Raw genomic sequence first — 24212 nt, forward strand, 5'->3', positions numbered from 1 at the left:
GCTTAAATATGCAATAACTCAGGGGAGGGAACAGGAAACAGATTGAGTCGGGGCGGGTTTAGTTACATCTGGGGTGAGGTGCGAAACGATAGTAGTAAAACCCGCCCCTACATACCTCACGCGCTAGGTTTCCTCGAACGACGTGAAGAATCAACAATTAACAATCAACAATCAACACTCAACACTTAATGTCCACACCCCATCCCAATTGGGAGGCGGTGGCGAGTCTAGCCAATACAAACAACGCTGGATATGTAATCTCGCCGCCTTATCACCACCATCCATCTCCAAAACCTGGGAAAATTCACCAATTGCCAGGGCAAATTGGTGGTTGAGGTAATAGCGACGCCCCTTTTCATAATGGTCAATAATTTGTTCTTGCTGACTCGAAAGGGATCGGGAACGAAGTCCCATCAGTTCATATATGGCAAGGGATTGGGGTTTACTCTTCACCGGGAGGCGATCCAGTTCTCGCACCCAGACGCGATCGCGACAATGTTGATAAATCGTTTCGCTAATAATAATGTCGCAGCCATAATCGCGACTGACTTGTTCGAGTAATGAGGTAAAGTTGACAATATCCCCAGACAATGGGGGTTGAGAACCATTACTCAGATGGATTCTCCCAGCATGAATGCCAATACCTAGACGAGGCATTGACTGTTGGGGTGTCAAATGATTACGATTAAACTCGGCTAACTGTTGGCGCATGTCTATCGCTGCTTGCACTGCATACCAGGCGCGATCGCTTACAGGTAAGGAGGTATCAAAGACAGCAATTAATGCATCACCAATATATTGATTTAAAGTGCCTTGATACTTCAAGACAGTCTCCACCATTAGTTCACAATAGTGATTGAGCATGGAAACAACGGTTTCTGCTTCCATGTTGTCCATCAGGCTGGTATACCCTTGAATATCAGCACATAAAATCGCCACATTGGGATGAGCAAATAACTGGATATCATATTTTCTCAAAAATTCCTGAGTGAGTTCCTGGCTGACTTGGTGATAGGTGGGAAGTTGAGTGGAACTCGTGGAATTAATTTCTTTGAGAACGACGACGAGTCCATAAAAATGATGAGATCCGTTGTTCTCGGCGATCGACCGAATCGATAAATCAATCGGTTGTTCCTGATCACGGGCAATAACTGTATGAGGAGCTTGATAGTCCTGCTGTTCTGTTAAAGCCCCTTGGACTAAATGAGCAAAGTTACTCTCTTTTACCTGAATAAAATCACCAATCCAACTCCCTTCCACCCCATCTCCCTCATCGCTTTTGAGAAGCTGATGCGCTTTTTCGTTGACCGTAATAATTCGCCCCGTTGCATCGGTATAAATCACGCCATGATCTAGCGTCTTTAAAATAAGCCGTTGAATCTGTTCCTGTTGTTTTAGCGACGTGAATTGGCGAGAATTTTGTAAGGCAATCCCCACTTGCAGCGCAAAGGCTGCCATTAATTGTTGATCGGCTTGACTAAAACTTGCTTTAAAGATATCCGGTGGAATGGGCCAACTGTCGGGATCATAAGCGGGAAAATATCCCCGTTTCTTTTTATTAATTAACTCCAGTACCCCCAAGACTTCGTTATCCGGTGTCAAAATGGGCATATAGAGTAAACTACAGGTACGATACCCGGTATGGCAATCCTTTTTTTTGATCCGATCAACACCAGGGTAGATATAGAGGTCAAAGGGAATATTTAAGGCTTTTCCCGACTCAGCTACTTTACCCACAAAGCCAACCCCAATCCCGTGACGCTTCTGGTGAGGAGAACCTTCCTCTGTTTCTACCATTGTCCACAGTTCCTGGCGTTCCTGATCGATTAGCCATAAGCGACTGCGATCGGCATTCATTAATTCATTGGCTTCTTGAATAATAAGCTGACGGATCGCATCAAAGTTTAGTCCGCCTTGGCTAATCGTATGAATAGCTTTAATAAAGCCAAGAAAAACATCTTGTTTTTTAATTTCTGCATAAAGCGCCTGACATCGCTCTACGGTGGGACGAATCCACGCACTTGCCTGATAAAATCGCCTTTCATCGTCTTGAGTAAATCCATGATTGTCAATCGTCTTCTCTAAAGGCTGATCGGGGCTAGCCTCTGGTTTTAATTTGTTAAGTAATTGAACAAAAGCAATGATGTTTTTTTGTTTATTAGATAAAGGTAGAGATAATAAATTATAAACGATATAATCAAAGTAATGCGGTAGTTTTATCCCGTGTTCTTCACGGTAAAACTGACATTCAAACGGGCTTTCTACAAAACTCTGCAAATTGGCAATTCCGCTAATCCCCGTAGTATTTGGAATTCTTAACTCTTTGGGTTGGGAATAGTTTGGGGTTAAAACGAGACATTGCTCTGGGTCATATCGGTCTAATAAAAAAATATTAACCCGATCAACACGGATAATTTTCTTGAAGCATTGAGCTATTTCCATTAACATTTGTGTTAATATAAAATTTAAATCCTGGTGATTTGACATCAGTATAGATCCTCCCTTTACTTTAACCAGGCAGTTGCCCATTTAAGCCGCTTCTCAAGGTTTATCGGGTAAGATGCTTCTGAAACAGTGCGATTTGGCACAACCGCTCTACCTACAATCTTTACATGCCCGCGACCTATCCACCATACTACCCGTACTGTAGCCGTTTTTATCCCTGATTAGTCAACGATCCCCATTCGTTGGGGAGGGAAAAATCGTTTGGTTACCTTTCCCAGAATATTCTGTTGGGGAAGAAACCCCCAATCCTCACTATCATAGCTGTGGTTGCGGTTATCCCCCAAGACGAAATAAGAATTGGCGGGAACGGTGATGGGAGTAAAGGCGTCTTGAGAACGTCCTTGACGATAGTTCTCTTCCAAAGGCTGAGAATTGATATAAACTATTCCCTTTTGAATCTCTACCCGTTCTCCAGGTAAACCAATAATTCGCTGAACAAAGGCTTCTCGAAAATGGTTATCTTGCAAAGCTTCCGGTGGTAAAAATAGGACAACATCTTGCCGTTGGGGGGATCGAAAATGGTAGGTTTGTTTATCCACAATAACACGATCGCCGCTGTGTAACGTTGGGTTCATCTCGTTCGTGGTAATGACGTGACTATCAGCGATATGTGTTGTAATAAAGAACATCTGCATAGAAATGATGATAGAAAATAGAATAGAGACAAGCGCCATACATAAAATGGGAATCTGATTTCGTTCACGACGAACGGTTGAGGCGATATAAACGTGATAAAAAACCAGAGATTTGAGGAGTATCGGCACGAGTTGAACCAGCAACGAGGTAATAAAAAAAGTAAAGAATAGAACACTCAACCACAGACGGTTAATATAGAGGTGACCCGCACCAGGGACAAGGCGCGAGAGAAAGACAGCCAGCCATGGATCTTTTCGACTGGTTCTGAGTTTCTCAAAACTCGGTGGATTAGCTTTCTTGGCACAGTCATAGGCATCAAATATTCCCCAAATACTCAATGCGAATGTGGCGATTAATAGAATTTCTCCGATGAAAATATTGCCGATTTGACTTAAAATCAACCATGCACTTAAAGCATATAACCCGACTTGAGTGATAATTAAACTGTACCCTCTGATCAGCTTTCCCGTATAAAGCTGACCAATTCCGGGAAAAAATAGGGATAAGTTAGCCGCTAGCCAAGGTTCTTTTCCTGAACTCGGTGAGGAAGGGTGCTGCAATTGAGACATCGGTATTGCCTTCGATATAGGTGTAGCCCAGTAGATACCCCATGTTAAGATGCTAAATTTAACAAACGTCTAAGAGAGCGGCTTTACTATAACGAGTAACTGGGCAGAGTGACAAGTTGATTTAACTATCTTTATAGAAACTTATAAAACTAAGCCTATCGTTTAAATCAACGGTGAAGTTAAAATTGTATTTTATCCTTCGTGGTTCCTAGTTATCAGAGAAATAAAAATGGGATTTAAACTCGAAACCGTTATTCCTTGGGGGCGTTCGCTAGACGAATATGTCAGAATGTTTGACCTGCAACCCGATGAACTTAGATTAACCCTACTCGATTGTGCAGGGGGACCGGCTAGCTTTAATGCGGAGATGACGCGCCAAGGATATAATGTTATCTCCTGTGACCCTATCTATCAGTTTTCGGCAACTGATATCAAAAGACGCATTCAAGAGGTATATCCAAGGGTGATTGATGGGGTGAAAGCGAATCGTGATAACTATGTGTGGCAAACAATTGGATCACCCGAAGAACTGGGAGAAATTCGCCTGTCAGCCATGGAAGAATTTATCGACGATTTATCGATAGGAATTGAACAAGGACGCTATATTAATGCTGAGTTGCCTAGTTTACCATTTACAACCCGTCAATTTAGTTTAGCGGTTTGTTCTCACTTCCTGTTTAGCTATTCTGACTTATTGTCTCAAGCGTTTCACCTGCTTTCGATTCAGGAATTGTGTCGTGTGGCAAATGAGGTGAGAATTTTTCCGCTGGTAGATATTTCGGGAGATGTATCTCCCCATGTATCCCCTGTAATCAGGGAGTTAAATGCACAGAGATATAATGTGGAAATTAAGCAGGTTGCTTATGAGTTTCAACAAGGCGGAAATCAAATGTTGCAGATAAAAAAGTTTTGAGTATGACAAATGACGAATGACGAATGACGAATGACAAATGACGATCCCCACTTTTTTACTCAGATGTAACTAAACCCACCTCAACTCAGGATTCCGGAGGCGCTAAAGCGCTGACTACGAACGAATGGTGCGATCGCACTCCCTAATACTACAGTTGTATTACAATAATTCGGTAGGACATAGGTCATGATCAATGGTATCTCATCCCCATCAGCCGAGACAGGATGATGCTGTATTAGGAACGGGTCAATTGCCACTCCCGGCTAATGCAGCCGTTTTAGGCGGTTTGGTCGGTGTTCAGCGTCGTTTGCACAGTCCCCTGGTGAGTCAACGTGTGGCGGCGGTTAAGCAGAGTCTGACGTATGGTAAGGCGGGAGTCTCTGTAGTATTAGACGCCCTGAACGATGATCACTGGCAAGTGCGATATACCGCCTATTCGCAACTTCGGGGAATTGATCATCCCCAGTTGTTGCCGCGTTTAATGGAGTATAATCCTTATCAGTGTCTCCAATGTCTTTATCGCTATTCTACTGCTCATTCTACGGCGTATGCCTTGGCAATAAGTTCGGATCAACAGTTGCTGATAAGCGGAGCAACAGATAGAACCATTAAAGTGCGATCGCTATACACAGGCAAGATTCTTTGTACTCTAACAGGACATAGGAGTTCGGTGTCGGCGGTGGCGTTTCATCCTGATCAGCCAATGTTAATTAGTGGTAGTTGGGATAGTACAATTAAGCTGTGGAATTTAGCCGGAGTATCCCAACAAAATCGATTAGCCAGCGATAGACTGATAGCTACGTTTAGCGAACAGGGGAGTAAGATCTATACCATTGCCCTGCATCCAGAGGGACAGATTCTTGCCAGTGGAAGTCAGGATGGAACGATTACCCTGTGGGATATTCAGGCTGAAGAAAAGATAAGTGCGATCGCAGGACATACAGAGGCGATTACCGCCCTCACTTTTACCGCCGATGGTCAAACCTTAATCAGTAGCAGTATTGATAATACCCTGAACGGCTGGAATTGGCAAACGCAACACCTCCAGTATAGTCTCACCGGACACAGCCATTGGGTGAATGCGATCGCGATTCATCCTGATGGAGAAATTCTCGCGAGTGGGAGTCAGGATAAAACAATTAAACTCTGGCATCTTCCCACTGGAAAACTCTTAAATACTCTAACCGGACATTGGGGTGAGATCAAAGGGTTAGCGATGAGTCAGGATGGACAAACGCTAGTGAGTTGCAGTTGGGATGAGACAATTCGATTCTGGCATTTACCCACAGGAATTTTATTGCATAGCTTAACCGGACATCGCGGTGCAATTGTATCCCTTGCCATGACTTCTGATGTGCCACTCATTGTTAGTAGTAGTCAGGATCGAACTATTTGCGTCTGGGGAATGGATTAACCTTACCCAGATAGGCAGCGTTAACCCTGATTGCGTATTAGTAGCGCTTGGTTTTCTGCACCCCGTAAATAATCCCTGTGGCAATAGACAGTAAAATTAATAGCCACAAAATACCGCCGGGAATAAAGCTGAGGATACCTACACCTCTAAAAATATAAACCACAATCGTAACAGCGACAGAAATGGAAAAAATATAAGCATAAATTAGGGTATCAGATGGGGGAGGTGGACTCATAATATAAGTAGTCGAACAAAATTAAAACTACGGCGGGGAACTTGCTATCGCAAGAAGCAAGCTACGTCATTTTTCATTCATGAAGGTTTCAGGAATAGTGACAGAACGTCAGAGAGTTCGGTTGATTTCCACCAACCTACTTAATTTACCGTCGGATCGTGAGACCGCTGAGGATACCGATACCAATGGAAAAGAGAACGATCGCCCAGACGACAGCCGATGGAATTTGCTGAATTACACCGAGTCCCGTGAGTAGCAAAACAAATGCTGCGAGTAACAGACCCACACCCAGGGCAATGCCAATAATATACAAAAAGGTTTTTGTGCCTTCATTGGGGGATTGATTCACAATCGAGTTCCTTTAGAGTGAGACAACGACAGAACTACGGGACTTATTTTTGCATAGAATGGAACAATCCGTTACATAAGACCTATGCAAGTCTAGGTAAAGCTCTATCATAGGAAGGGTTTCAGGCTTCGCTCTTCCGAAAGTGACATAAGAGCGTTATCCTGGGGTTTTAATCCCTAGGGAACCTTAGCCTATCAGAATGCTATGACCCAACCAAATAGCTTTGTCATTTGTCGTTCGTAGTAATGGCTTTAGCCTATCAAACGAAAAGAACCCAGCCCAATCATTTTATCATACACACTGTAACCCAAACACCAAACAAAAATAAAGACAAATGACGACTCTACCGTTACCTTTTATTGTGTCCACCTACTTATCCTAGTTGAACCAATTTTACGGATTTAGCTAAGATTTTTAATGATTGGGTACATAGTAGCCTTCCTAAGGGAGAACAAGATTGGTTAGGAGTTGATGGTAAAAGCAGTAGAGCTACTGTCAGTAATGACGACCAAGCTTATCAAGATTTTATTAATGTAGTTTCGGTATTCAGCGCTCAACAAGGAGTTCCCCTTGCTCTCCAACAATTTCACAACAAACAAGGTAGTGAAATTGCTGTTGTGCAAAATCTTCTAGCCACTTTAGACATAGAAGGAGTCGTTTTTACTTTGGATTCCTTACGTTGCAAAAAAAAACTGTACAGTTAATTACCGAAAGTGGCAATGATTATGTATTTCATACCCTTGCACCGCTAGAGTGGGAAAATGTATCATTGCTCCCCCAGCTCCCCCTACTTCCCCTGCTCCTTACCCCACCAAAACACTTATTCAGCAGACCCTAATTAATCCTGGTCGCCCTAATTTTCTCTCATCACTGCGGAATTAGCCCTGCCTTGCCGGGGGGAACGAGGGGGGTTGGGGGGTTAGGTTTTTCCAATTCGTCAGCAGTATCCCCACGGTGGAAGAAGGGGTTAGGGGATGAGGGGGAAAATCAACCCGCCCGGATTGAAGCGAAGCAACATCTGGTCTCCCCCTTTTTAAGGGGGACGGAAGGGGGATCTAAAAAGGCGGCACCCAGATTCGAACTGGGGATAAAGGCTTTGCAGGCCCCTGCCTTACCGCTTGGCTATGCCGCCGCACAACGAACGCGCCATGGCGCGTCTCTACAATAAAGGATTATAGCCTATCTCATCCTTATGTGTCTCTTTCGCCAGGAATTCTTTTCGGCGAGCAAAACATTAAGTATCTTAGCGGGGTGAAGCCATTTTGTCCATTCCTCGCTAGTCTGAGAATATCCGTTAATAGAGCGTCCCGCTACACCTCTATCCATGCTATTCAACCTGCTTAACCTGCCCTACTGGATTTTCCTGGGGATGGGAATCCTCCTGTTTCTGGTTGTCATTGTCTCCGGTGGCGGGGATGATGACTTTGATATCGATGCCGATGCGGATGCTGATGTGGATGCCGATGGCGATTTTGCCATGGGATCAATGTTCAGTTTTCTGGGTGTGGGTAAAGTTCCCCTAATTTTGTTACTTGCCACTGACTGTTGTCTGGTAGGAGCATTCGGCTGGATGATTAATGTGGCGATCGGAAATCTCACGGGTACGATTCCCACGGGATTCTTCGGTGGTGTCGTCGCTGGTGCTTCCCTACTCCTGAGTGTATTTAGTGGTGGCTTAATTTCTCGACCTTTAGGCAAAATTTTTGCCACATTTGGAGAAGATGCCAGTGGCGATCGCTTAATTGGGTGTCAGGGTAGCGTCAGTTCTAGTTCAATTCCCCTAGAAAGTCAAGGCAAAATCGGTCAAGTGGATGTGATTGATCCCAGTGGCAATCTGGTAACCATTAATGCCACTCTACCGAAATGGGCAAAAGTTATTCCCAATCGGGGCAATCACGTCTTAGTCATTGACCGACAACCGGAAAGCTATCGGGTGGTTACTAAAGATAGTTCTGATCAACAACAGTGGTTGTCTAATTCATCCCCAAAAGATTCACAGTAACCTCTGCATACACAACCATTTCTATTCCGTTCAGGCAAACTGTGATTCTTTTTACACAACCTCTAAATGTGTATAAATTTCAGGCTTCAATACAACATATAGATTTAGAGCGCAAACTACCATGTCACAATCATCTACGACATCAACGTCCCAGCCTGTTCCCGTATCATCTACCCTGGCACAGTTACCCAGTGGTATCCTCCTGTTCCCCGGTGTGATTGGGGCAATCATTTTAGGACTCATTGCCACGTTATGGGCATACAAACTGGTTTACAAAATCACTCCCAATAACGAAGCCTTTGTCAGAACCGGTGGCTTTTTTGTTAAACAGAAAAAAGTCATTTTGTATGGCGGTTGTGCCGTGTGGCCCGGTTTCCATGAACTCACTCGTGTCCCTTTACGGGAAATTTCTATTGATGTGGAACGCACCGGAAACTTAGCCGTTCGCACTCAAGACTACCTGCGGGCAAATATGCGGGCAACTTTTTATGTCTGTATTAACGCCGATAAAGACGACGTGTTAACCGCTGCTGCCCGACTCTCCAAACAAGGACGAGTTTCCACGGAAGATATTAAAGAAGCCCTCGAAAAACGGGCAGATGATGCCATTCGCGCCTCGGCGAAGAAGAAGAGTTTAGCCGAAATTGATTCTGATAAATTAGGGTTTGCGGATGAAGTTTTAAACCTGATTCAACCTGACCTAAAAAAAGTCGGATTAACCCTAAATAATATCGCCATTTCTGAAATCGAAGAAAGCGATACCTACGATACCAATAACTTCTTCGACGCCCAAGGAGTCCGCCTGCGAACCGAAACCATTCAACGCTCCATTCAACAAAAACGGGAGGTTGAACTGAGTACCCAGGTCAGAATTGAACAGCAGGAACTCGATGCCCAGAAGCAATCCCTGCGAATCGCCAGAGAAAAAGAAGACGCCACTCTAGGACAACAACTCGAAGTTGAATCCCTAAAATCCCAGCGACAACGAGAAATTCAAGAAGCCAAAGACCGAGAAGCCGCCGCCATACAACGGACAAAAATTTTACAAGATAAGTCCGTTGAAGAAGAAGAAATTCGCCGCAAACTCTCGGTTCAAGAAAACCAAATTCAGGCTGATATTGCCCTAGAAGAACGGAGTAAACAGCTAAAAGTCGCCCAAACCACCCAAAAACAGGAAGCCGAAATCGCCGAAATTACCCGTCAGCAAACCGTCGATTCCTCCCGCCTAGAAGCCCAAGTCCGGGTAGCTGAAGCCGAACGTTTGTCAAAAGTGGCAAAACAGGAAGCGGCGGTTGCTATTGCCAATAAAGAACGAGAACGCTTTGCCGCTGAAGCCGAACGCGCCCAAGCGGAATCCGGTGTGGTTACGGCGACAGAGATTGAAAAAGCGGAACGGGAAAAACGCTTATCCCTAATTTCAGCAGAACAAGAGGCAGAAAAACGACGAATTGCTGACCAAAACGTTGTCGAAATCGATGTTTTCCGTCGTCGTCGTCAAGCCGAAATTGCCCGTCAAGCGGCAGAATTAGAAGCCGAATCCATCCGCACCTTAGCCCAAGCGAATCGGGATAAAGCCTTAGCTGAAGCCGAAGGAAAACGGGCAATCATTGAAGCCGAGAATACCTTAAGTGACTCCAAGTTAAGCGCCCAAGTACTGACCACAATTTGGCCCGATTTAGTCGATAAACTGCCAGAAATCGCCAAAGCCTTAGCACCACAACCGGGAATTTTAGGTGATACCCGAATTTTTGCGTTTCCTGGGATGAATGGCAGTAATGGCAATGGTAAGGGTAATGGCATGGGTGATATTAACAAACTCTTACTCTCAACCAGTGGCTTGTCGTTAATTAATACGCTTTTGGATGAAGGGAAACTAGGCACGTTAATTGGTCAAGTAAGTCAGTTGGTGCGGAATAATCCGACTCAAACGGGAGAAAATGGCAATCCGAAGCCGTCAGAGTCTTCAGCCGAATCCGAGACGCCCGCCTTAGTCAAACGACAAACCCCGCCACCACCGCCCCCATCCAAATCTCCCGGACAACGACAACCCTCGTCCTCAGCCGCGAAACTGGTCGAACCCTCTCAGGTTAAGAGTGATGAGGGTTCCACGCCACCGCATCGGACATCTGGGTCAAAGAGCGATCGCGAAGACCCCAGAACCCGTCATAATTGAGGCAGAGTAGCTCCAGGAGCAGGACTGTAGGGGCGGGTTTTACTGATAACGTTTTGCCACAAACCGATAACTTGACTAAACCCGCCCTTCTAGGGGATCAGAGGAGACATAAGAAGATGAGCTTTCTAGAATTCCCTGTTCCCTGTTCCCTGTTCCCTGTTCCCTGTTCCCTGTTCCCTGTTCCCTGTTCCCTAACAAATGACAAATGACCAATGACCAATGACAAAGAACAAAATTTGATACCCTAGCTTAAATAGTCTTGGGAACGAATAGAGAAGCGTGGATATTCAAATTGGGCGAGGTAAGACAGCTCGCAGAGCTTATGGCATCGATGAAATCGCATTAGTCCCCGGACAACGGACGCTAGACCCTAATTTGGCAGACACCCGTTGGCGTTTGGGGAGCATCGAACGAGAAATTCCGATCATTGCCAGTGCGATGGACGGCGTGATTGATGTGCGAATGGCAGTTCTCCTATCTGAGATGGGAGCGCTAGGGGTTTTAAACCTCGAAGGCATTCAAACCCGTTATGCTGACCCTGCTCCGATATTAGAGCGAATCACCTCCGTGGGTAAATCAGAATTCGTTAATCTGATGCAGGAGTTGTACGCCGAACCGATTAAACCGGAATTAATCAGCCAGCGAATTCAGGAAATTAAAGACCAAGGTGGGATTGCGGCGGTGAGTGCTACACCAGCAGGCGCGATGAAATACGGTGAAATTGTCGCCTCAGCGGGTGCTGATTTATTCTTCATACAAGCCACTGTGGTGTCCACGGCTCACCTGTCACCCGAGTCAGTTACTCCTCTAGATTTAGCCCAGTTCTGCCAGGATATGCCAATGCCCGTGGTTTTGGGCAATTGTGTCACCTACGAAGTTGCCCTGAATTTAATGAAAGCAGGTGCAGCAGCGATATTAGTGGGAATTGGTCCGGGTGCCGCTTGTACCTCGCGGGGCGTTCTGGGTGTGGGAGTCCCCCAGGCGACGGCGGTGGCGGATTGTGCAGCAGCCCGTGATGATTATCATCAAGAGACGGGTAATTATGTGCCAGTTATTGCTGATGGTGGGCTAATTACTGGGGGAGATATCTGTAAATGTATCGCTTGTGGCGCAGATGCGGTGATGATTGGTTCTCCTCTGGCTCGTGCCAAAGAAGCCCCAGGACGCGGATTTCACTGGGGAATGGCAACGCCTAGCCCAGTTCTGCCACGAGGAACGCGCATCCAAGTTGGGAGTACGGGAACATTACAGGAAATTCTGATTGGACCTGCCCAACTGGATGATGGCACTCACAATCTTTTAGGTGCGCTGAAAACCAGTATGGGAACTTTGGGCGCTAAAGACCTGAAAGAAATGCAGCAAGTGGAGGTCGTGATTGCCCCATCCCTGCTCACCGAAGGGAAAGTTTACCAGAAAGCGCAACAGTTGGGAATGGGTAAATAAAATGTTTGGGGTTGACAAACTGCCCCAAACCCCACTGATGTAAGTTAACATAGAAAAAGCGGAGACGCATGTTTCCGTTCACTCCTCACACCACACTCCGCCCGGACTATGTTCGGGCGGTTCCTTTTTCAGCGTTAAGCTCTAATGTCACGACATTTTAACATGTTAATCGATTAAATGTGACGATTTATGTCTAAATATATACTTTTTTTGCAGGGGAACGCTCAGTTTTCTCTGTGGTAAAATATCCCAAGACACATAGAAAATAGTTACACGCAAGGATTTCCAGGCATGTCAACAGCCGTAGCAGTTACAGACGCCAGTTTTAAGCAAGACGTCCTAGATAGTGACGTTCCCGTTTTAGTAGATTTTTGGGCACCTTGGTGCGGTCCATGTCGGATGGTCGCCCCTGTGGTAGATGAAATCGCCCAACAATACGAAGGTCAGATTAAAGTTGTGAAGCTCAACACTGACGAAAATCCCAATGTAGCCAGTCAGTATGGGATTCGTAGCATTCCCACCTTAATGATTTTTAAAGGAGGACAACGAGTTGATATGGTTGTGGGTGCAGTTCCGAAAACGACGCTAGCAAACACTCTAGAAAAATATCTCTAATCCCTAATCAGTTAAGCCTTAAGCCGAATCGGGTTAAGGCTAGTTAGGCTTGCAGGCGCGAGAAGTCGCTACAGCTACAAAAAGCCTGTAAGCTCTCGATTAGGTTGGCAAACATAACCCAAAAGCCAGAAAAGCGGTGAAAAGCCGTGTAAATTGCCAATTTTGAAATCATTATAAAAATCAGCAAGTTGGCAACTTGAGTTTATATCTAGTCCCCCAACTACTATAATTACCCGTTTTTCTATCATAAATCCGGATTAAGACACTGCCACTTGTACTATGTAAGTGTCTAAATCTATAGACTTTACTAAGTCATGACTAGGATACCTATATCGCCTCAACCGATTAAACGTGTTGTGGCGATCGCATCAGTCGTGGTTGGTTGTCTGGTTAGTCCGATTCCGACTCACTCTCAACCGACCAACTCAGCGAGTAATACTCCCTCGCTGCAAGATATGCTTGAGTTTAATCTGGATCTCTCGGGTCGGGGAAGCCCCCGTTCCGGTAATCGCACGGGTGGCGCGAGTCGGAGTTTGTGTGGGGGAAGTCAATCTGGAGAATCTCTGTTCGCCCTGATTCCCGATACCAATGTGGGATTAACGGTAGAGGAACATCCCACCTTCTGGTTCTATATTCCTGATGGCGCGAATACATTCGACTCGATGAAATTTGCCCTCTGGAGTGATCAGGGTGAGAAAGTGTACGAAACCACCTATCCTGTGACGAATGCCCTACCCGGTGTGATTAGTATCTCTTTACCGCCAACCCTACCCGCGCTAAAGGAAAACCAATACTACAACTGGATTTTTACCGTTTACTGTGAAGATCCCCAAGCAGCGATTGTTCGCACTGATCCCCGACGAGTCCGAGTTAGAGGTTCCATCCAACGTGTTCCCGTAACGGCTGAACTCCAACAAGGATTGAATCGGGCGTTAACTCCCCGCGATCGCGCCGTTGTTTTAGCCCGAAATGGGATTTGGTTTGACCCTCTCACCCTGATCGGCAATCTTCGCCGTACTCAGACAGCCAATTACGCCCTGGCGATGGATTGGAGTAACTTGTTAGAGGATATTGAACTCGACGCGATCGCATCCAAACCCATTACTGAATGCTGTAGTGCTTTGGCTCAGTGATTCCCACATTGGCATAGTGGTTCTCAATTGAGAATTATCAATTACCCTGTCCTCTAACGAAGGTTGCTTGTCTTCCATCGTCGCCAAAAACCGCTATCTCTACTGGATGTTCCTAATTCCACGTTAAACACGAGATATCAGCGACTTGATTCGAGCCTGTAAGACCCCGCTACACTATCTCGTTCGATCAGTCCCTCATTTTTGCACTTTGGCTGTTCTCATCTACCAGAAACAGCTTATCGCCCCTAATTTTAATTCGATAGCCGCCTGACCCTTAAACCAGTGTGCTATAAAGAAGTAGATTGGATATTTTCTCAAGTACTAGGTGGTGTATCACTAAATACTGTGGCTTTCTTGCCCAAGGGTTTAGTATTTTGTTGTCATTGGAGAATATAGGTTGGTGGCTAACCCTAATTGAGTCATCTCGGCAAAGGAATTCCGGCTTCTGAATTTCTTTGATAGGCATGGTATTGAACTCATGCCTAGGTTCACCATAGCTAAAACCAATAACAGATAACTTAACCCTGGAAAGGGGAGTGATATCATCCAGATTGATTATTCAGATACTTTCGACGATAATTCAACCGCAATAGTTTTGGTGTCTCTTTAAAATTCAACGTATCATTTGATAGCTGAGTAATCGTATTGGGATTCGGTGCGGCTTCTAATTTGGACTTGCCTTATTTAGGGTTGAGTGGAATCCTGTCTGTCAAGTCCTATACATCAGTTCTATCTATTCCACGGAGTTTTGTAGCCCCTATGATTAATTCTGCAATGAAAGGAGCAATTCTGCTGTTGGCTACTTTACCTTTTTTGGGTGTTACCAGCATACAGCCAACTCAGGCGACTTCAATCCCTCTCAAGGTGGATAAAACAGACGTACCGATTGTTCCTCAGTTTAAGCCTAGCTCTCTATTAACAAACACTTCAGTTACTCAGAATACTTTTGCTAAAGATTCTATTGTAACCAAGGAAGCCACACAGATCAACCCCCCAAGTCTAATCATGGCTCAGTCCGTTACTGGGGCAGGTGATGAGTTAGGGACCACGGTTGAGCAAGACGGTAACCAATTTAACATCGACGGTGGCACACTTTCCGGAGATAGGGAAAATCTCTTTCACAGTTTCCAAGACTTTGGTCTTTCCGCTGGTGAAATTGCCAATTTTATTTCTAATCCTGAAATTCGCAATATCTTGGGGCGGGTAGTTAGTGGGGAAGCTTCAATTATTAATGGTTTGATTCAAGTTACCGGGGGCAACTCGAATTTATTTTTAATGAATCCGGCGGGGATTGTATTTGGGGCGAATGCCAGTTTAAATGTCCCCGCGTCGTTTACAGCTACAACCGCGACAGGAATTGGTTTTGCGGGAGATCAGTGGTTCAATGTCTTTAGTGAAAATAACTATCAAACGTTAATCGGTAATCCCAATCAGTTTGCCTTTGATTTAGCTCAACCCGCAACCCTAATTAATGCTGGCAATCTAGCCGTATCAGAAGGGCATAATTTAACCCTACTGGCGGGAAATACGATTAATACCGGGCAACTGACTGCACCGGGCGGCACCATTACAATGGCGGCTGTACCGGAATCCAATCGGGTACGGATCAGTCAACCGGGACAATTATTAAGTTTAGAAATTGTACCATCTACCAATGAGAATGGGGAGATAGAGGCAATTGATCCCTTGGATTTACCAACGCTGCTGACGGGTACAGAGGAAAGCGTAGAGACGGGATTAACCGTTACGGATACAGGTCAAGTACAGCTTCAGGAGTCTGGTATCACTGTACCCGCAGACGCCGGGGTTGCGATCGCCTCTGGCACTCTGGATGTGTCTCATGAGTCTCCCACTGTCGATTCCCAGTCGGTGAATGTGTTTGGCAACAAAGTGGGTGTATTTGATGCCACAATTAACGCTTCTGGGATGTATGGCGGCGGAACAGTACGACTGGGTGGTGACTATCAAGGTCAAGGTACGTTTAATGCGTCTCAAACCCTAATCAGTGAAAACTCGCTGATTACGGCTGATGCTGGGCTACAGGGGACAGGCGGTGAGGTGTTTGCTTGGGCAGATGGAGTTACGGGCTTTTATGGGACGATAAGCGCCCGTGGTGGAACGGAAGCGGGAGATGGGGGATTTATTGAAGTTTCTGGCAAAGAGTTGCTGATTTTTACGGGTCATGCTGATGCTGGAGCATTTAACGGTCAACCGGGTGCGTTACTGCTTGATCCTAAAAATATCACGATTGGAGACGCCAATTCACCCTTAGCAATACGCTTTAATCCGACGACTTCATCAACAGAAAATCAGTTTGGTTATTCAGTTGCGGCGCTAGGTTCAGACGTACTCGTAGGTGATCCGGGATATGACGAAGGCGGGCAGAACGACGTAGGTATTACTTATTTGTTTGATGGGACTACTGGAGAAGAGATAAAACAATTCTTGAGTCCCAATTCAACAGCAAATGGTCGATTCGGTTTTGCTGTAGCTGGGATGGAATCAGACAAGGTTATTGTTGGTGCGCCGGGAGAAAACAACAACAACGGAAGGGTTTATTTATTTGATCGGGATGGGATACTACAGCGATCATTCGACAACCCAAATTCCTCGATAGCTGAAGGTAACACTCAATTCGGCTTCGGCTATTCCGTCGCCGCCGTGGGGTCAAATGTTTTGGTCGGCTCTCCAGGAGATGATACCCAAGGAACAGATACAGGTGCGGCTTATTTATTCGAGGGCAATACGGGGACTCGACTGCACGACTTCTTCAGCCCTAATCCTACGGGTTCGCCCACCAATAACGGTCGATTTGGCTATTCAGTCGCTGGGGTGGATTCAAATGTGCTAGTGGGAGCACCTGGAGACAATATAGGGGTAGAAGGCAATATCATAACTGGAGGTGCTGCCTATCTATTTAATAGCAACAGTGGAGATCTAATCGAAACATTTACGAGTCCAAACGCTACAGACACCGGGGAGTTCGGGATTTCAGTAGCCGCGATGGGTTCACAAATACTCGTGGGCGCCCCTGGTGATAATCTTGGACAAGGAGTTCAAGGTGCTGCCTATTGGTTTAATCAGGATGGCGAGTTGCAAAACACTTTTTCTAGTCCCAATGCTGATAACGGTCAATTTGGTACTTCAGTAGCAGCAGTAGAATCGGCGGAGTCTGCATTAGGGTTTAACGTTGTAGTCAGTGCCCCCGGAGAAAATGCAACCTATTTGTATGAACCCCTGCCAGATTCGGACACGGGACTTTTGTGGCAAACCTTTCTCAAGCCCTCGGAGTCACCTAGCAATTTTGGTAATGCAGTTGCTGGGGTAGAAAGAAACGTGGTGGTGGGAGCGCCAGGAGGTATGAACGATGAAGGCGAGATTTATTTGTTTGGCTCCAGCTTCGAGTTTGATGATAATCCCAACCAATCTGTGACTATCGATGTCGCCACTATTACCAACATTACTAACACGGGAACCGAAATTGAGTTTCAGGCAAACAATGACATCACTGTCAAGAAACCAATTACCACTAACAATCAGAACGGAACTGGAGGATCACTGAAATTAAGAGCAGGTCGAAGTATTTTTGTCAATGCTAATATCACCACAGATGATGGAAATTTAACCTTAATTGCCAATGATAGTAATGCTATCGATGATTTTCGTGAGGACGGTAAAGCTTTTATAGAGATAGAAGATGGCTTTGCACTGAATTCGGGGAATGGCGATATATATCTTCAACTCGATACAGGGGGAGAAAGGGGAGATATTAATGTTCGGGGTGAGATTATTACTGAGAACGGAGATCTGGTTGTAGAACACAATAATTCTACAGGTGGAAATGTCAATATTGGAGAAACGGCAACGATTAAGGTTGTTGGAGATGTTGATATGAACACGAGTGGCGGTAATATTCTTACCAGTGGTAATGTGGCTACCACTAACGGTGAAGTTAGTTTCGCGACTCAAGGTGGTGACATAGAAATTCAAAATGGGGGTAATGTTTCTACCAATGCTGGTGAGATTAATTTCGCTAGTCAAGGTGGCAATATAGAAATTCAGAATGGGGGTGATGTTTCTACTAATGGGGATGAGATTCGTTTCATTACTCAGGGTGGAACGATTCAGGTTGATCCGGCGTTCAATTTGACGGGTGAAACGTTCCTGTCTACAGGTGATGGAACGGGAGATATTCTGTTTAATAATCGTCTTGATGGGACGCAAAATCTCACGCTTACGGCGGGAACGGGTAATGTGAGCTTTGAGGGACAAGTAGGTAGCGGTACACCTCTGGGAAACCTGACGATTGCTAGTGCGGGAAATGTGACGGCAAAAGACGCGATCGCAGCCTCTAGCTTTACGCATCAATCGGGAACTGGCACAATTAATTTGGCAAATCTTCGAGATATTCAAATCCTGGATGGGGATTTCAGCCTAAATACTACGAATACCCTGACTGTCGGTAATATTACAGCAACTGATGGCAAGGTAGAACTGAGTGCCAATAGTAGCCTAACCACCGAAAATATCACCACTTCTGGTGACACCATTAATCTCACCAGTCAAGGCGAAGAAGTCACGAGTGGTAACTTGGATTCCGGTGGTGGCAATGTGGGAGTGAGTGCTAATAGTAACCTGAACACAGAAGATATCATCACCTCTGGCGGCACAATTAATCTCACCAGTACACAGGGAGAAATCAATAGTGGTAACTTGGATTCCGGTAGTGGCAATGTAGACGCAACTGCTAGTAATAATCTGAACACAGCAAATATCACCACCTCTGGCGGCACAATTAACCTCACCAGTACACAGGGAGAAGTCAGTAGTGATAACTTAAATTCCGGTGGTGGGAATGTAGACGCGAGTGCCAATAGTAATTTAACTACAGCAAATATCACCACCTCTGGTGGCACAATTAACCTCACCAGTAAAGACGAAGAAATTAATACGGGTGACTTAAATTCTTCTGCAGCTATTGGCGGTGATATTACTGTAAATGCAAGGATCTCGATTACCACTGAAGCCATCAATTCTAGTGGCACTGAAGGCGATGGTGGCAACGTTACCCTCGATCCCCTGGAAGATATTACTGTCAATTCTATTAATGTCCAAGGCGGCAGCAATGGTCAAGGCGGTGATGTTGACATCACGACGCAACAATTCTTTCAAGCAACAGGAAGTTTTAGCGATCAAAATGGCATAGACGCTAGTATTTCTACGGCTGGCGGTAACGGTGGTGGTGATATTACCATTCGTCATGATGGTGGCGCAAGAAATGTGCCGTTTGTGGTAGGTGATGGAAGCAAGAATGGTACGGCACAAGCCATTACCAGTGGGGAGTTTACGATTGCACCTGTTCAGTCATTTCCAGAAAGTCATACTCTCGGTAATATCCGGATTATTACAACTGATCCTCCAACTGATCCTCCAACTAATCCAACTGATCCTCCAACTAATCCAACTGATCTGTTAATAGAGTTTAAGAGACCGTTAGAGCGCCCTCCTACTCCTAATGCCTTGGATCAAGAGCCAATTATCAATGCTGATGTTTACAAAATTGAGCGCTTTTTTACCCAGGCATTTGAGAAACAACTGGGAATGGAGGCGGAAAAAATCCTCACCTTGGATGAAATTCGGAATCGCTTGCGTAGCATTGAGGTGGCAACTGGGGTAAAACCTGCTGTAATTTATGGGGTTTTTGTTCCTAGCAGCACTAAATCAGAAATGGAATTAGAACTGATGTTGGTAACAGCGGATCGGGATGTTATTACCAAGCGAGTGTCAGGGGCTAAACAGTCTGATGTCCTGAATACAGGACAGAACTTCCGTCAAGAAATTCTTGATGGTGGGTTTGGATATTTAGATGACGCCCAACAACTGTATCAATGGATGGTAGCCCCCTTAGAAACAGATTTACAAGAAACAGGAATTGAGAATTTAGTCTTTATTCTCGATGAAGGGTTGCGCTCATTGCCCATAGCCGCTATCCATGATGGAGATAACTTTATCGTGGAGCGATATAGTGTGAGTTTGATGCCCAGTGTGAGTCTCACAGATACCCGTTATGCCGATATTAAAACGATGCCTGTTTTGGCAATGGGTGCTTCAGATTTTCCCGATAATCCTCTTTTGGAACAATTACCAGCAGCGGCGGCTGAGGTATCGATTCTGACCAATACCTTATGGCGTGGTCAAGCTTTTCTCAATGAGAATTTTACTGTTAACAATCTCAAGGCAAAACGCGAAGAAAAACCCTTTGGCATTATTCACCTGGCTACCCATGCAGAATTTGAACCAGGCGCACCTAGTAATTCTTATATTCAGTTATGGGATACTAAGGTAGGAATGGACGAAGTACGTAGTTTAGGCTGGCATGATCCGGCTGTAGAATTAGTGGTATTAAGTGCTTGTCGTACTGCCTTAGGTGATCCGAGTGCCGAACTGGGGTTTGCTGGATTTGCGGCTAAAGCTGGAGTTAAATCAGTATTAGCTAGTTTATGGTACATCGAGGATTGGGGAACGTTGCCAATGATGGCAGAGTTTTACAATAATCTGGATGATGCACCGATTAAAGCGGAAGCATGGCGACGGGCGCAAGTGGCAATGATTGAAGGAAAGGTTAAGTATGAAGATAATCAATTAATTTTATCGGATAAAGCCATTGCTTTGCCAATTACTGATGCTAACCCGGGTAATCCTGACTTATCTCATCCCTATTACTGGTCAGCATTTAGTATTGTTGGTAATCCGTGGTAAAAGGCAGAGGTGCGGAGGAGAAGAGGTGAATTTTTCAATTAACCAATGACCAATGATATTTATCGGCGAAAATGAGTATAGATAATCAGTTTGAGCCTCTTTTGAGCGGTGAAGTATTGTCGGTTGATGAATCAACACAACTTTTAATTGGAAATCGCACGTTCCGAGTGGATGAACTCGTAGAAGCGATACGGATGCAGTTTGAAGGGTTAGAGGGATGGAATCAAGACAAGGATGGTTGGTTTAGTGAAAAGGGTATTTCGGCTGAAGTTTTGAGATTTACTGCTAAAGGTTGGCAAAAAGGTACGGTGAGAATCAGTCTAGAATTTTGTCCTGAAGAAACTGAGACTCAGAAATCCCCAGCCTTAAATACAAGCGGGACATCACAAAAGCAAGAGGAACTGCCGATTGTGGGAATGATGGGCTAGAGATGTAGGATGGGCATTGCCCGCTTCACGGTAACTTGGAGTTGATTACCATGGCGGCACAATGTCTTGTCCCAATCTCATCGTGCGAGGTTGGGGAGGGCGGGTTTTGTAGAAAGGTTATTGGTTTCTCTGTTAATTTTGCCCCTAAACCCGCCCCTACAGCTTGGTTCTTCCTACTTGAACTCATTCATCTACAAACACACATCGCTTCATTACACTCATTACCTCTCCCGGATTTGCTGTTGGTGTCAGAGGACTCCATTCCGTTACATTGGCAAAGCCGAGACGATACAACGTGTGAATGATTTTCACCACGCCTTTGTTAGAACCAACGACGATAACTTTGACGAATTCTCGTTTTGAGTCTGAACGGGTGGAAGCTTGTAGCTGTATCGAGGCTTCGGGGGGTTTAGTATCGGTCAAAACGTTCTGAACCATTGGGGTTTCCCTGATTTGCGTTTACCTGAAATATTCGCAGATCTGCGAATACTCAAATTGTACGCTGTATCTTCGCAGATCTGCAAATATTTACTTCCTGATCTTCCTCTGACACGATGGGAAACATGGGAAAAGCAGGCAAAGTCCTTCGGCAAGTTTTAGAGAGCTACGGCATCAGCCAGAACAAATTGGCTCTCACATTGGGAGTTAAACCTTCCGTTGTTTTTCGCTGGTTTCATGAGCAGACAGATCCCAGTGCTGAAACTGTCCGAAGTATTGCTGAAGCTTTACACGGTCTTGATCCAGCCGCTGCTGATGAGTTTGTCCGGCTTTATTTGGGGGATTACCTTCAAGACAGGGATAAAACCTGAAATATGCCAGGGGTTTATTTGAACCAGTGAGGTTGGGGCAGGGCGGGTTTTGTCGAAAGGTTATTGGTTTGTCTGTTAATTTTGTCCCTAAACCCGCCCCTACAACTTGACTGCCTCTACTTGAACTTATTCATCTAAAAACATACATCGCTTCAAGATAAAATTGTCTGATGTTTCACGGGAAGCAAATGGTCAAGTCGGGGCGGGTTTAGTCACTTATGGGTTAGGTCAGAAATAATAGTAGTAAAACCCGCCCCTACAAGCTAGGTTTTTTCTAAGGTGGGGAAGGGTCAAAACGACCTCATTTAGCCAGATGTCATGAAACGTAAACTCCTTGGATGACTGAACAGTTTATCCCATAGAACTTGTAGTTTGAATAAAGGGCGACCCGACCGAATTGAATGGACGGGTGTTGTGAATTGATGGAAGCGGGTCGCCCCTACAGCTTGTTAGATCATGTTCACTCCTCTCCTATTCTCGTTGAGATACCTTGCCAACCCCCTCTCTCTTTCAAAAGGAGGATGTTTTAGGAACAAATACTGACTTATTAATAATAAGGATACTCAACCGCATACGCGATTAGTCCTCTGGAGAGGTCAACTACCCCGCTCATGCTTACCCACAGCTTCAGTTCTCAGATGAGAGTGGCTGAGGAGAGTTGTCAGGGATTTATTAAAGATGAACAGAACCGCAGACTTGCATCGAGCCAATCAAAATCAAACCAACCAGGGAAGCGTTGTTTCTATTCGCAGCAGCGTTATCGACGTGCAGTTTCCGCAGCACCTTCCGGAAATGTATAGCCAGCTTCGGGCGGGTGAGGATGACAAGATTGTGATTGAGGTGGTTAACCATCTTGATGCGAAGACGATTCGGGGTATTGCTTTAACCCCAACGTCAGGTTTGGCGCGAGGTTCGGTTGTCAAGGATACTGGTGTTCCCTTGCAGGTTCCTGTGGGAGAACAACTCCTAGGTCGTGTGTTTAATGTGTTTGGTGATCCTATTGATAAAAAAGAGGAGATCAAAGACGTAGAATGGCGTTCCATTCATCAACCTGCGATTTCTCTGGCGGAACAATCGACGACTTCCGAAATTTTGGAGACGGGGATCAAAGCGATTGATGTCCTAGTTCCCCTAGAACGTGGCGGAAAAGCGGGATTGTTTGGTGGTGCGGGTGTGGGTAAAACGGTTCTACTCACAGAAATGATCCACAACATGGTGACTGAACATGAAGGGGTGAGTTTCTTCTGTGGGATTGGCGAACGCAACCGGGAAGCGGAAGAACTGTATCGCGATATGCAAGAGGCGGGGGTTCTGGAGAGTACCGTGATGGTATTCGGGCAAATGAATGAACCGCCAGGTGCTAGATTTCGGGTTGGTCATGCGGCTCTGACTATGGCAGAGTATTTTCGGGATGATGTGCAGCAAGATGTGCTGCTGTTGATTGATAATACGTTTCGGTTTATTCAAGCGGGACAGGAGGTGTCGGGGTTATTGGGGCGACTCCCTTCTCGTGTGGGGTATCAACCGACGCTGGGAACTGAGTTATCAGAATTTGAGGAACGGATTACGAATACCGCAACGGGGGCGATTACGTCGGTACAGGCGGTGTATGTTCCAGCAGACGATTTTACTGATCCCGCTGCTGTTAATACGTTTGGTCATTTATCCGCTTCGCTGGTTCTGTCTCGGAAACGGGCGAGTCAGGGATTGTATCCGGCGGTGGATTTGCTGCAATCGGGGTCTAAGATGTTAAGTCCGACGATTGTGGGAGAACGTCACTATCAAATTGCTCAAGAAATAAAGAGTACCTTGGCGGGTTATGAGGATCTGAAAGACATTATCGCCATGTTAGGGATGGAAGAATTATCCCAACGCGATCGCCAAACGGTCAACCGGGCGCGACGACTTGAGCGCTTCTTGACTCAACCTTTCTTTACGACTGAACAATTTACCGGGAAAAAGGGCAAACTGGTGAGTCTAGACGAAGCGTTGGATGGATGCGATCGCATTCTTAATGATGAGTTTAGCGATTATTCTGAGCGATCGCTCTATATGCTCGGTTCTATCGACGAAGCACTTGTAGAGACGCGCCATGGCGCGTCTGGGAGCGGGGGAGATGAGGGAGATGAAGGAGATGAGGAAGATGAGGGAGATGAGGGAGATGAGGGAAATGAGGGAGAAAACAAATGACCAATGACAAATGACGAATGACAAATAACAAATGACTAA

16 protein-coding genes and 1 tRNA gene are annotated in these 24212 nt (G+C 45.5%); 11 read left to right on the top strand and 6 right to left on the bottom strand.

The annotated features are described in order from the left end of the window. Nucleotides 1-171: 171 nt before the first annotated feature. Nucleotides 172-2487 carry a GAF domain-containing protein gene (locus RID53_RS23050; RefSeq protein ID WP_446390324.1) on the bottom strand — a complete coding sequence of 772 codons (2316 nt, stop codon included), beginning with the start codon at nt 2485-2487 and terminating at the stop codon, nt 172-174. Between the two features lie 179 nt (nt 2488-2666). Beyond that, nucleotides 2667-3710 (bottom strand): signal peptidase I, encoded by a 1044-nt coding sequence (gene lepB, locus RID53_RS23055; RefSeq protein ID WP_446390325.1) that lies wholly within the window; start codon nt 3708-3710, stop codon nt 2667-2669. Nucleotides 3711-3939: 229 nt separating this feature from the next. Here lepB and RID53_RS23060 point away from each other — a divergent pair, with 229 nt between their 5' ends. Both RID53_RS23060 and RID53_RS23065 read left to right on the top strand, forming a co-directional pair. Further along, complete coding sequence (locus RID53_RS23060; RefSeq protein ID WP_446390326.1) at nt 3940-4623, top strand: SAM-dependent methyltransferase; 684 nt, start codon at nt 3940-3942, stop codon at nt 4621-4623. Nucleotides 4624-4816: 193 nt separating this feature from the next. Next, a complete protein-coding gene (locus tag RID53_RS23065) occupies nt 4817-6037 on the top strand; it encodes a WD40 repeat domain-containing protein (protein WP_446390327.1) in 1221 nt (406 codons plus the stop codon). 37 nt (nt 6038-6074) lie between these two features. Here RID53_RS23065 and RID53_RS23070 read toward each other — a convergent pair whose 3' ends face one another. The 3 genes from RID53_RS23070 to RID53_RS23080 form a co-directional block, all read right to left on the bottom strand. Then, the gene (locus tag RID53_RS23070) at nt 6075-6272 is read right to left on the bottom strand and encodes a hypothetical protein (protein ID WP_446377537.1); all 198 of its coding nucleotides are present in this window, start codon (nt 6270-6272) and stop codon (nt 6075-6077) included. Nucleotides 6273-6417: 145 nt separating this feature from the next. Beyond that, nucleotides 6418-6621, bottom strand: a complete 204-nt coding sequence (locus RID53_RS23075; RefSeq protein ID WP_446390328.1) for a hypothetical protein — start codon at nt 6619-6621, stop codon at nt 6418-6420. A 1061-nt stretch (nt 6622-7682) separates the two neighbouring features. After that, a tRNA-Cys gene (locus RID53_RS23080) sits at nt 7683-7753 on the bottom strand. A gap of 192 nt (nt 7754-7945) precedes the next feature. Between RID53_RS23080 and RID53_RS23085 the strand changes: the two genes are divergently transcribed. The 7 genes from RID53_RS23085 (at nt 7946) to RID53_RS23115 (ending at nt 21174) form a co-directional block, all read left to right on the top strand. Beyond that, nucleotides 7946-8623, top strand: a complete 678-nt coding sequence (locus RID53_RS23085) for a DUF1449 domain-containing protein (RefSeq protein ID WP_446390329.1) — start codon at nt 7946-7948, stop codon at nt 8621-8623. 121 nt (nt 8624-8744) lie between these two features. Further along, a complete protein-coding gene (locus RID53_RS23090) occupies nt 8745-10796 on the top strand; it encodes a flotillin family protein (protein ID WP_446390330.1) in 2052 nt (683 codons plus the stop codon). Nucleotides 10797-11075: 279 nt separating this feature from the next. Further along, nucleotides 11076-12239 (top strand): GuaB3 family IMP dehydrogenase-related protein, encoded by a 1164-nt coding sequence (locus tag RID53_RS23095; RefSeq protein ID WP_446390331.1) that lies wholly within the window; start codon nt 11076-11078, stop codon nt 12237-12239. A 291-nt stretch (nt 12240-12530) separates the two neighbouring features. Continuing rightward, complete coding sequence (gene trxA / locus RID53_RS23100) at nt 12531-12854, top strand: thioredoxin (RefSeq protein ID WP_044206943.1); 324 nt, start codon at nt 12531-12533, stop codon at nt 12852-12854. Nucleotides 12855-13168: 314 nt separating this feature from the next. Next, the gene (locus RID53_RS23105; RefSeq protein WP_446390332.1) at nt 13169-13987 is read left to right on the top strand and encodes a DUF928 domain-containing protein; all 819 of its coding nucleotides are present in this window, start codon (nt 13169-13171) and stop codon (nt 13985-13987) included. A gap of 759 nt (nt 13988-14746) precedes the next feature. Beyond that, the gene (locus tag RID53_RS23110; protein WP_446390333.1) at nt 14747-20746 is read left to right on the top strand and encodes a CHAT domain-containing protein; all 6000 of its coding nucleotides are present in this window, start codon (nt 14747-14749) and stop codon (nt 20744-20746) included. 71 nt (nt 20747-20817) lie between these two features. Further along, nucleotides 20818-21174 carry a KGK domain-containing protein gene (locus RID53_RS23115; RefSeq protein WP_446390334.1) on the top strand — a complete coding sequence of 119 codons (357 nt, stop codon included), beginning with the start codon at nt 20818-20820 and terminating at the stop codon, nt 21172-21174. A 183-nt stretch (nt 21175-21357) separates the two neighbouring features. Here RID53_RS23115 and RID53_RS23120 read toward each other — a convergent pair whose 3' ends face one another. Next, on the bottom strand, nt 21358-21612 hold the full coding sequence (locus RID53_RS23120) for a hypothetical protein (RefSeq protein ID WP_446390335.1): 255 nt from the start codon (nt 21610-21612) through the stop codon (nt 21358-21360). A 125-nt stretch (nt 21613-21737) separates the two neighbouring features. On the opposite strand from RID53_RS23120, the gene RID53_RS23125 reads away from it, so the two are divergent. Then, nucleotides 21738-21983 carry a helix-turn-helix domain-containing protein gene (locus RID53_RS23125; RefSeq protein ID WP_446390387.1) on the top strand — a complete coding sequence of 82 codons (246 nt, stop codon included), beginning with the start codon at nt 21738-21740 and terminating at the stop codon, nt 21981-21983. 678 nt (nt 21984-22661) lie between these two features. Further along, entirely contained in the window at nt 22662-24173 is a 1512-nt protein-coding gene (atpD, locus tag RID53_RS23130) for a F0F1 ATP synthase subunit beta (protein ID WP_446390336.1), read from the top strand. Nucleotides 24174-24212: the final 39 nt, after the last annotated feature.

It is taken from the genome of Coleofasciculus sp. B1-GNL1-01, from assembly GCF_040220235.1.
In the GTDB taxonomy this organism is placed as follows: Bacteria; Cyanobacteriota; Cyanobacteriia; order Cyanobacteriales; family Coleofasciculaceae; genus Coleofasciculus.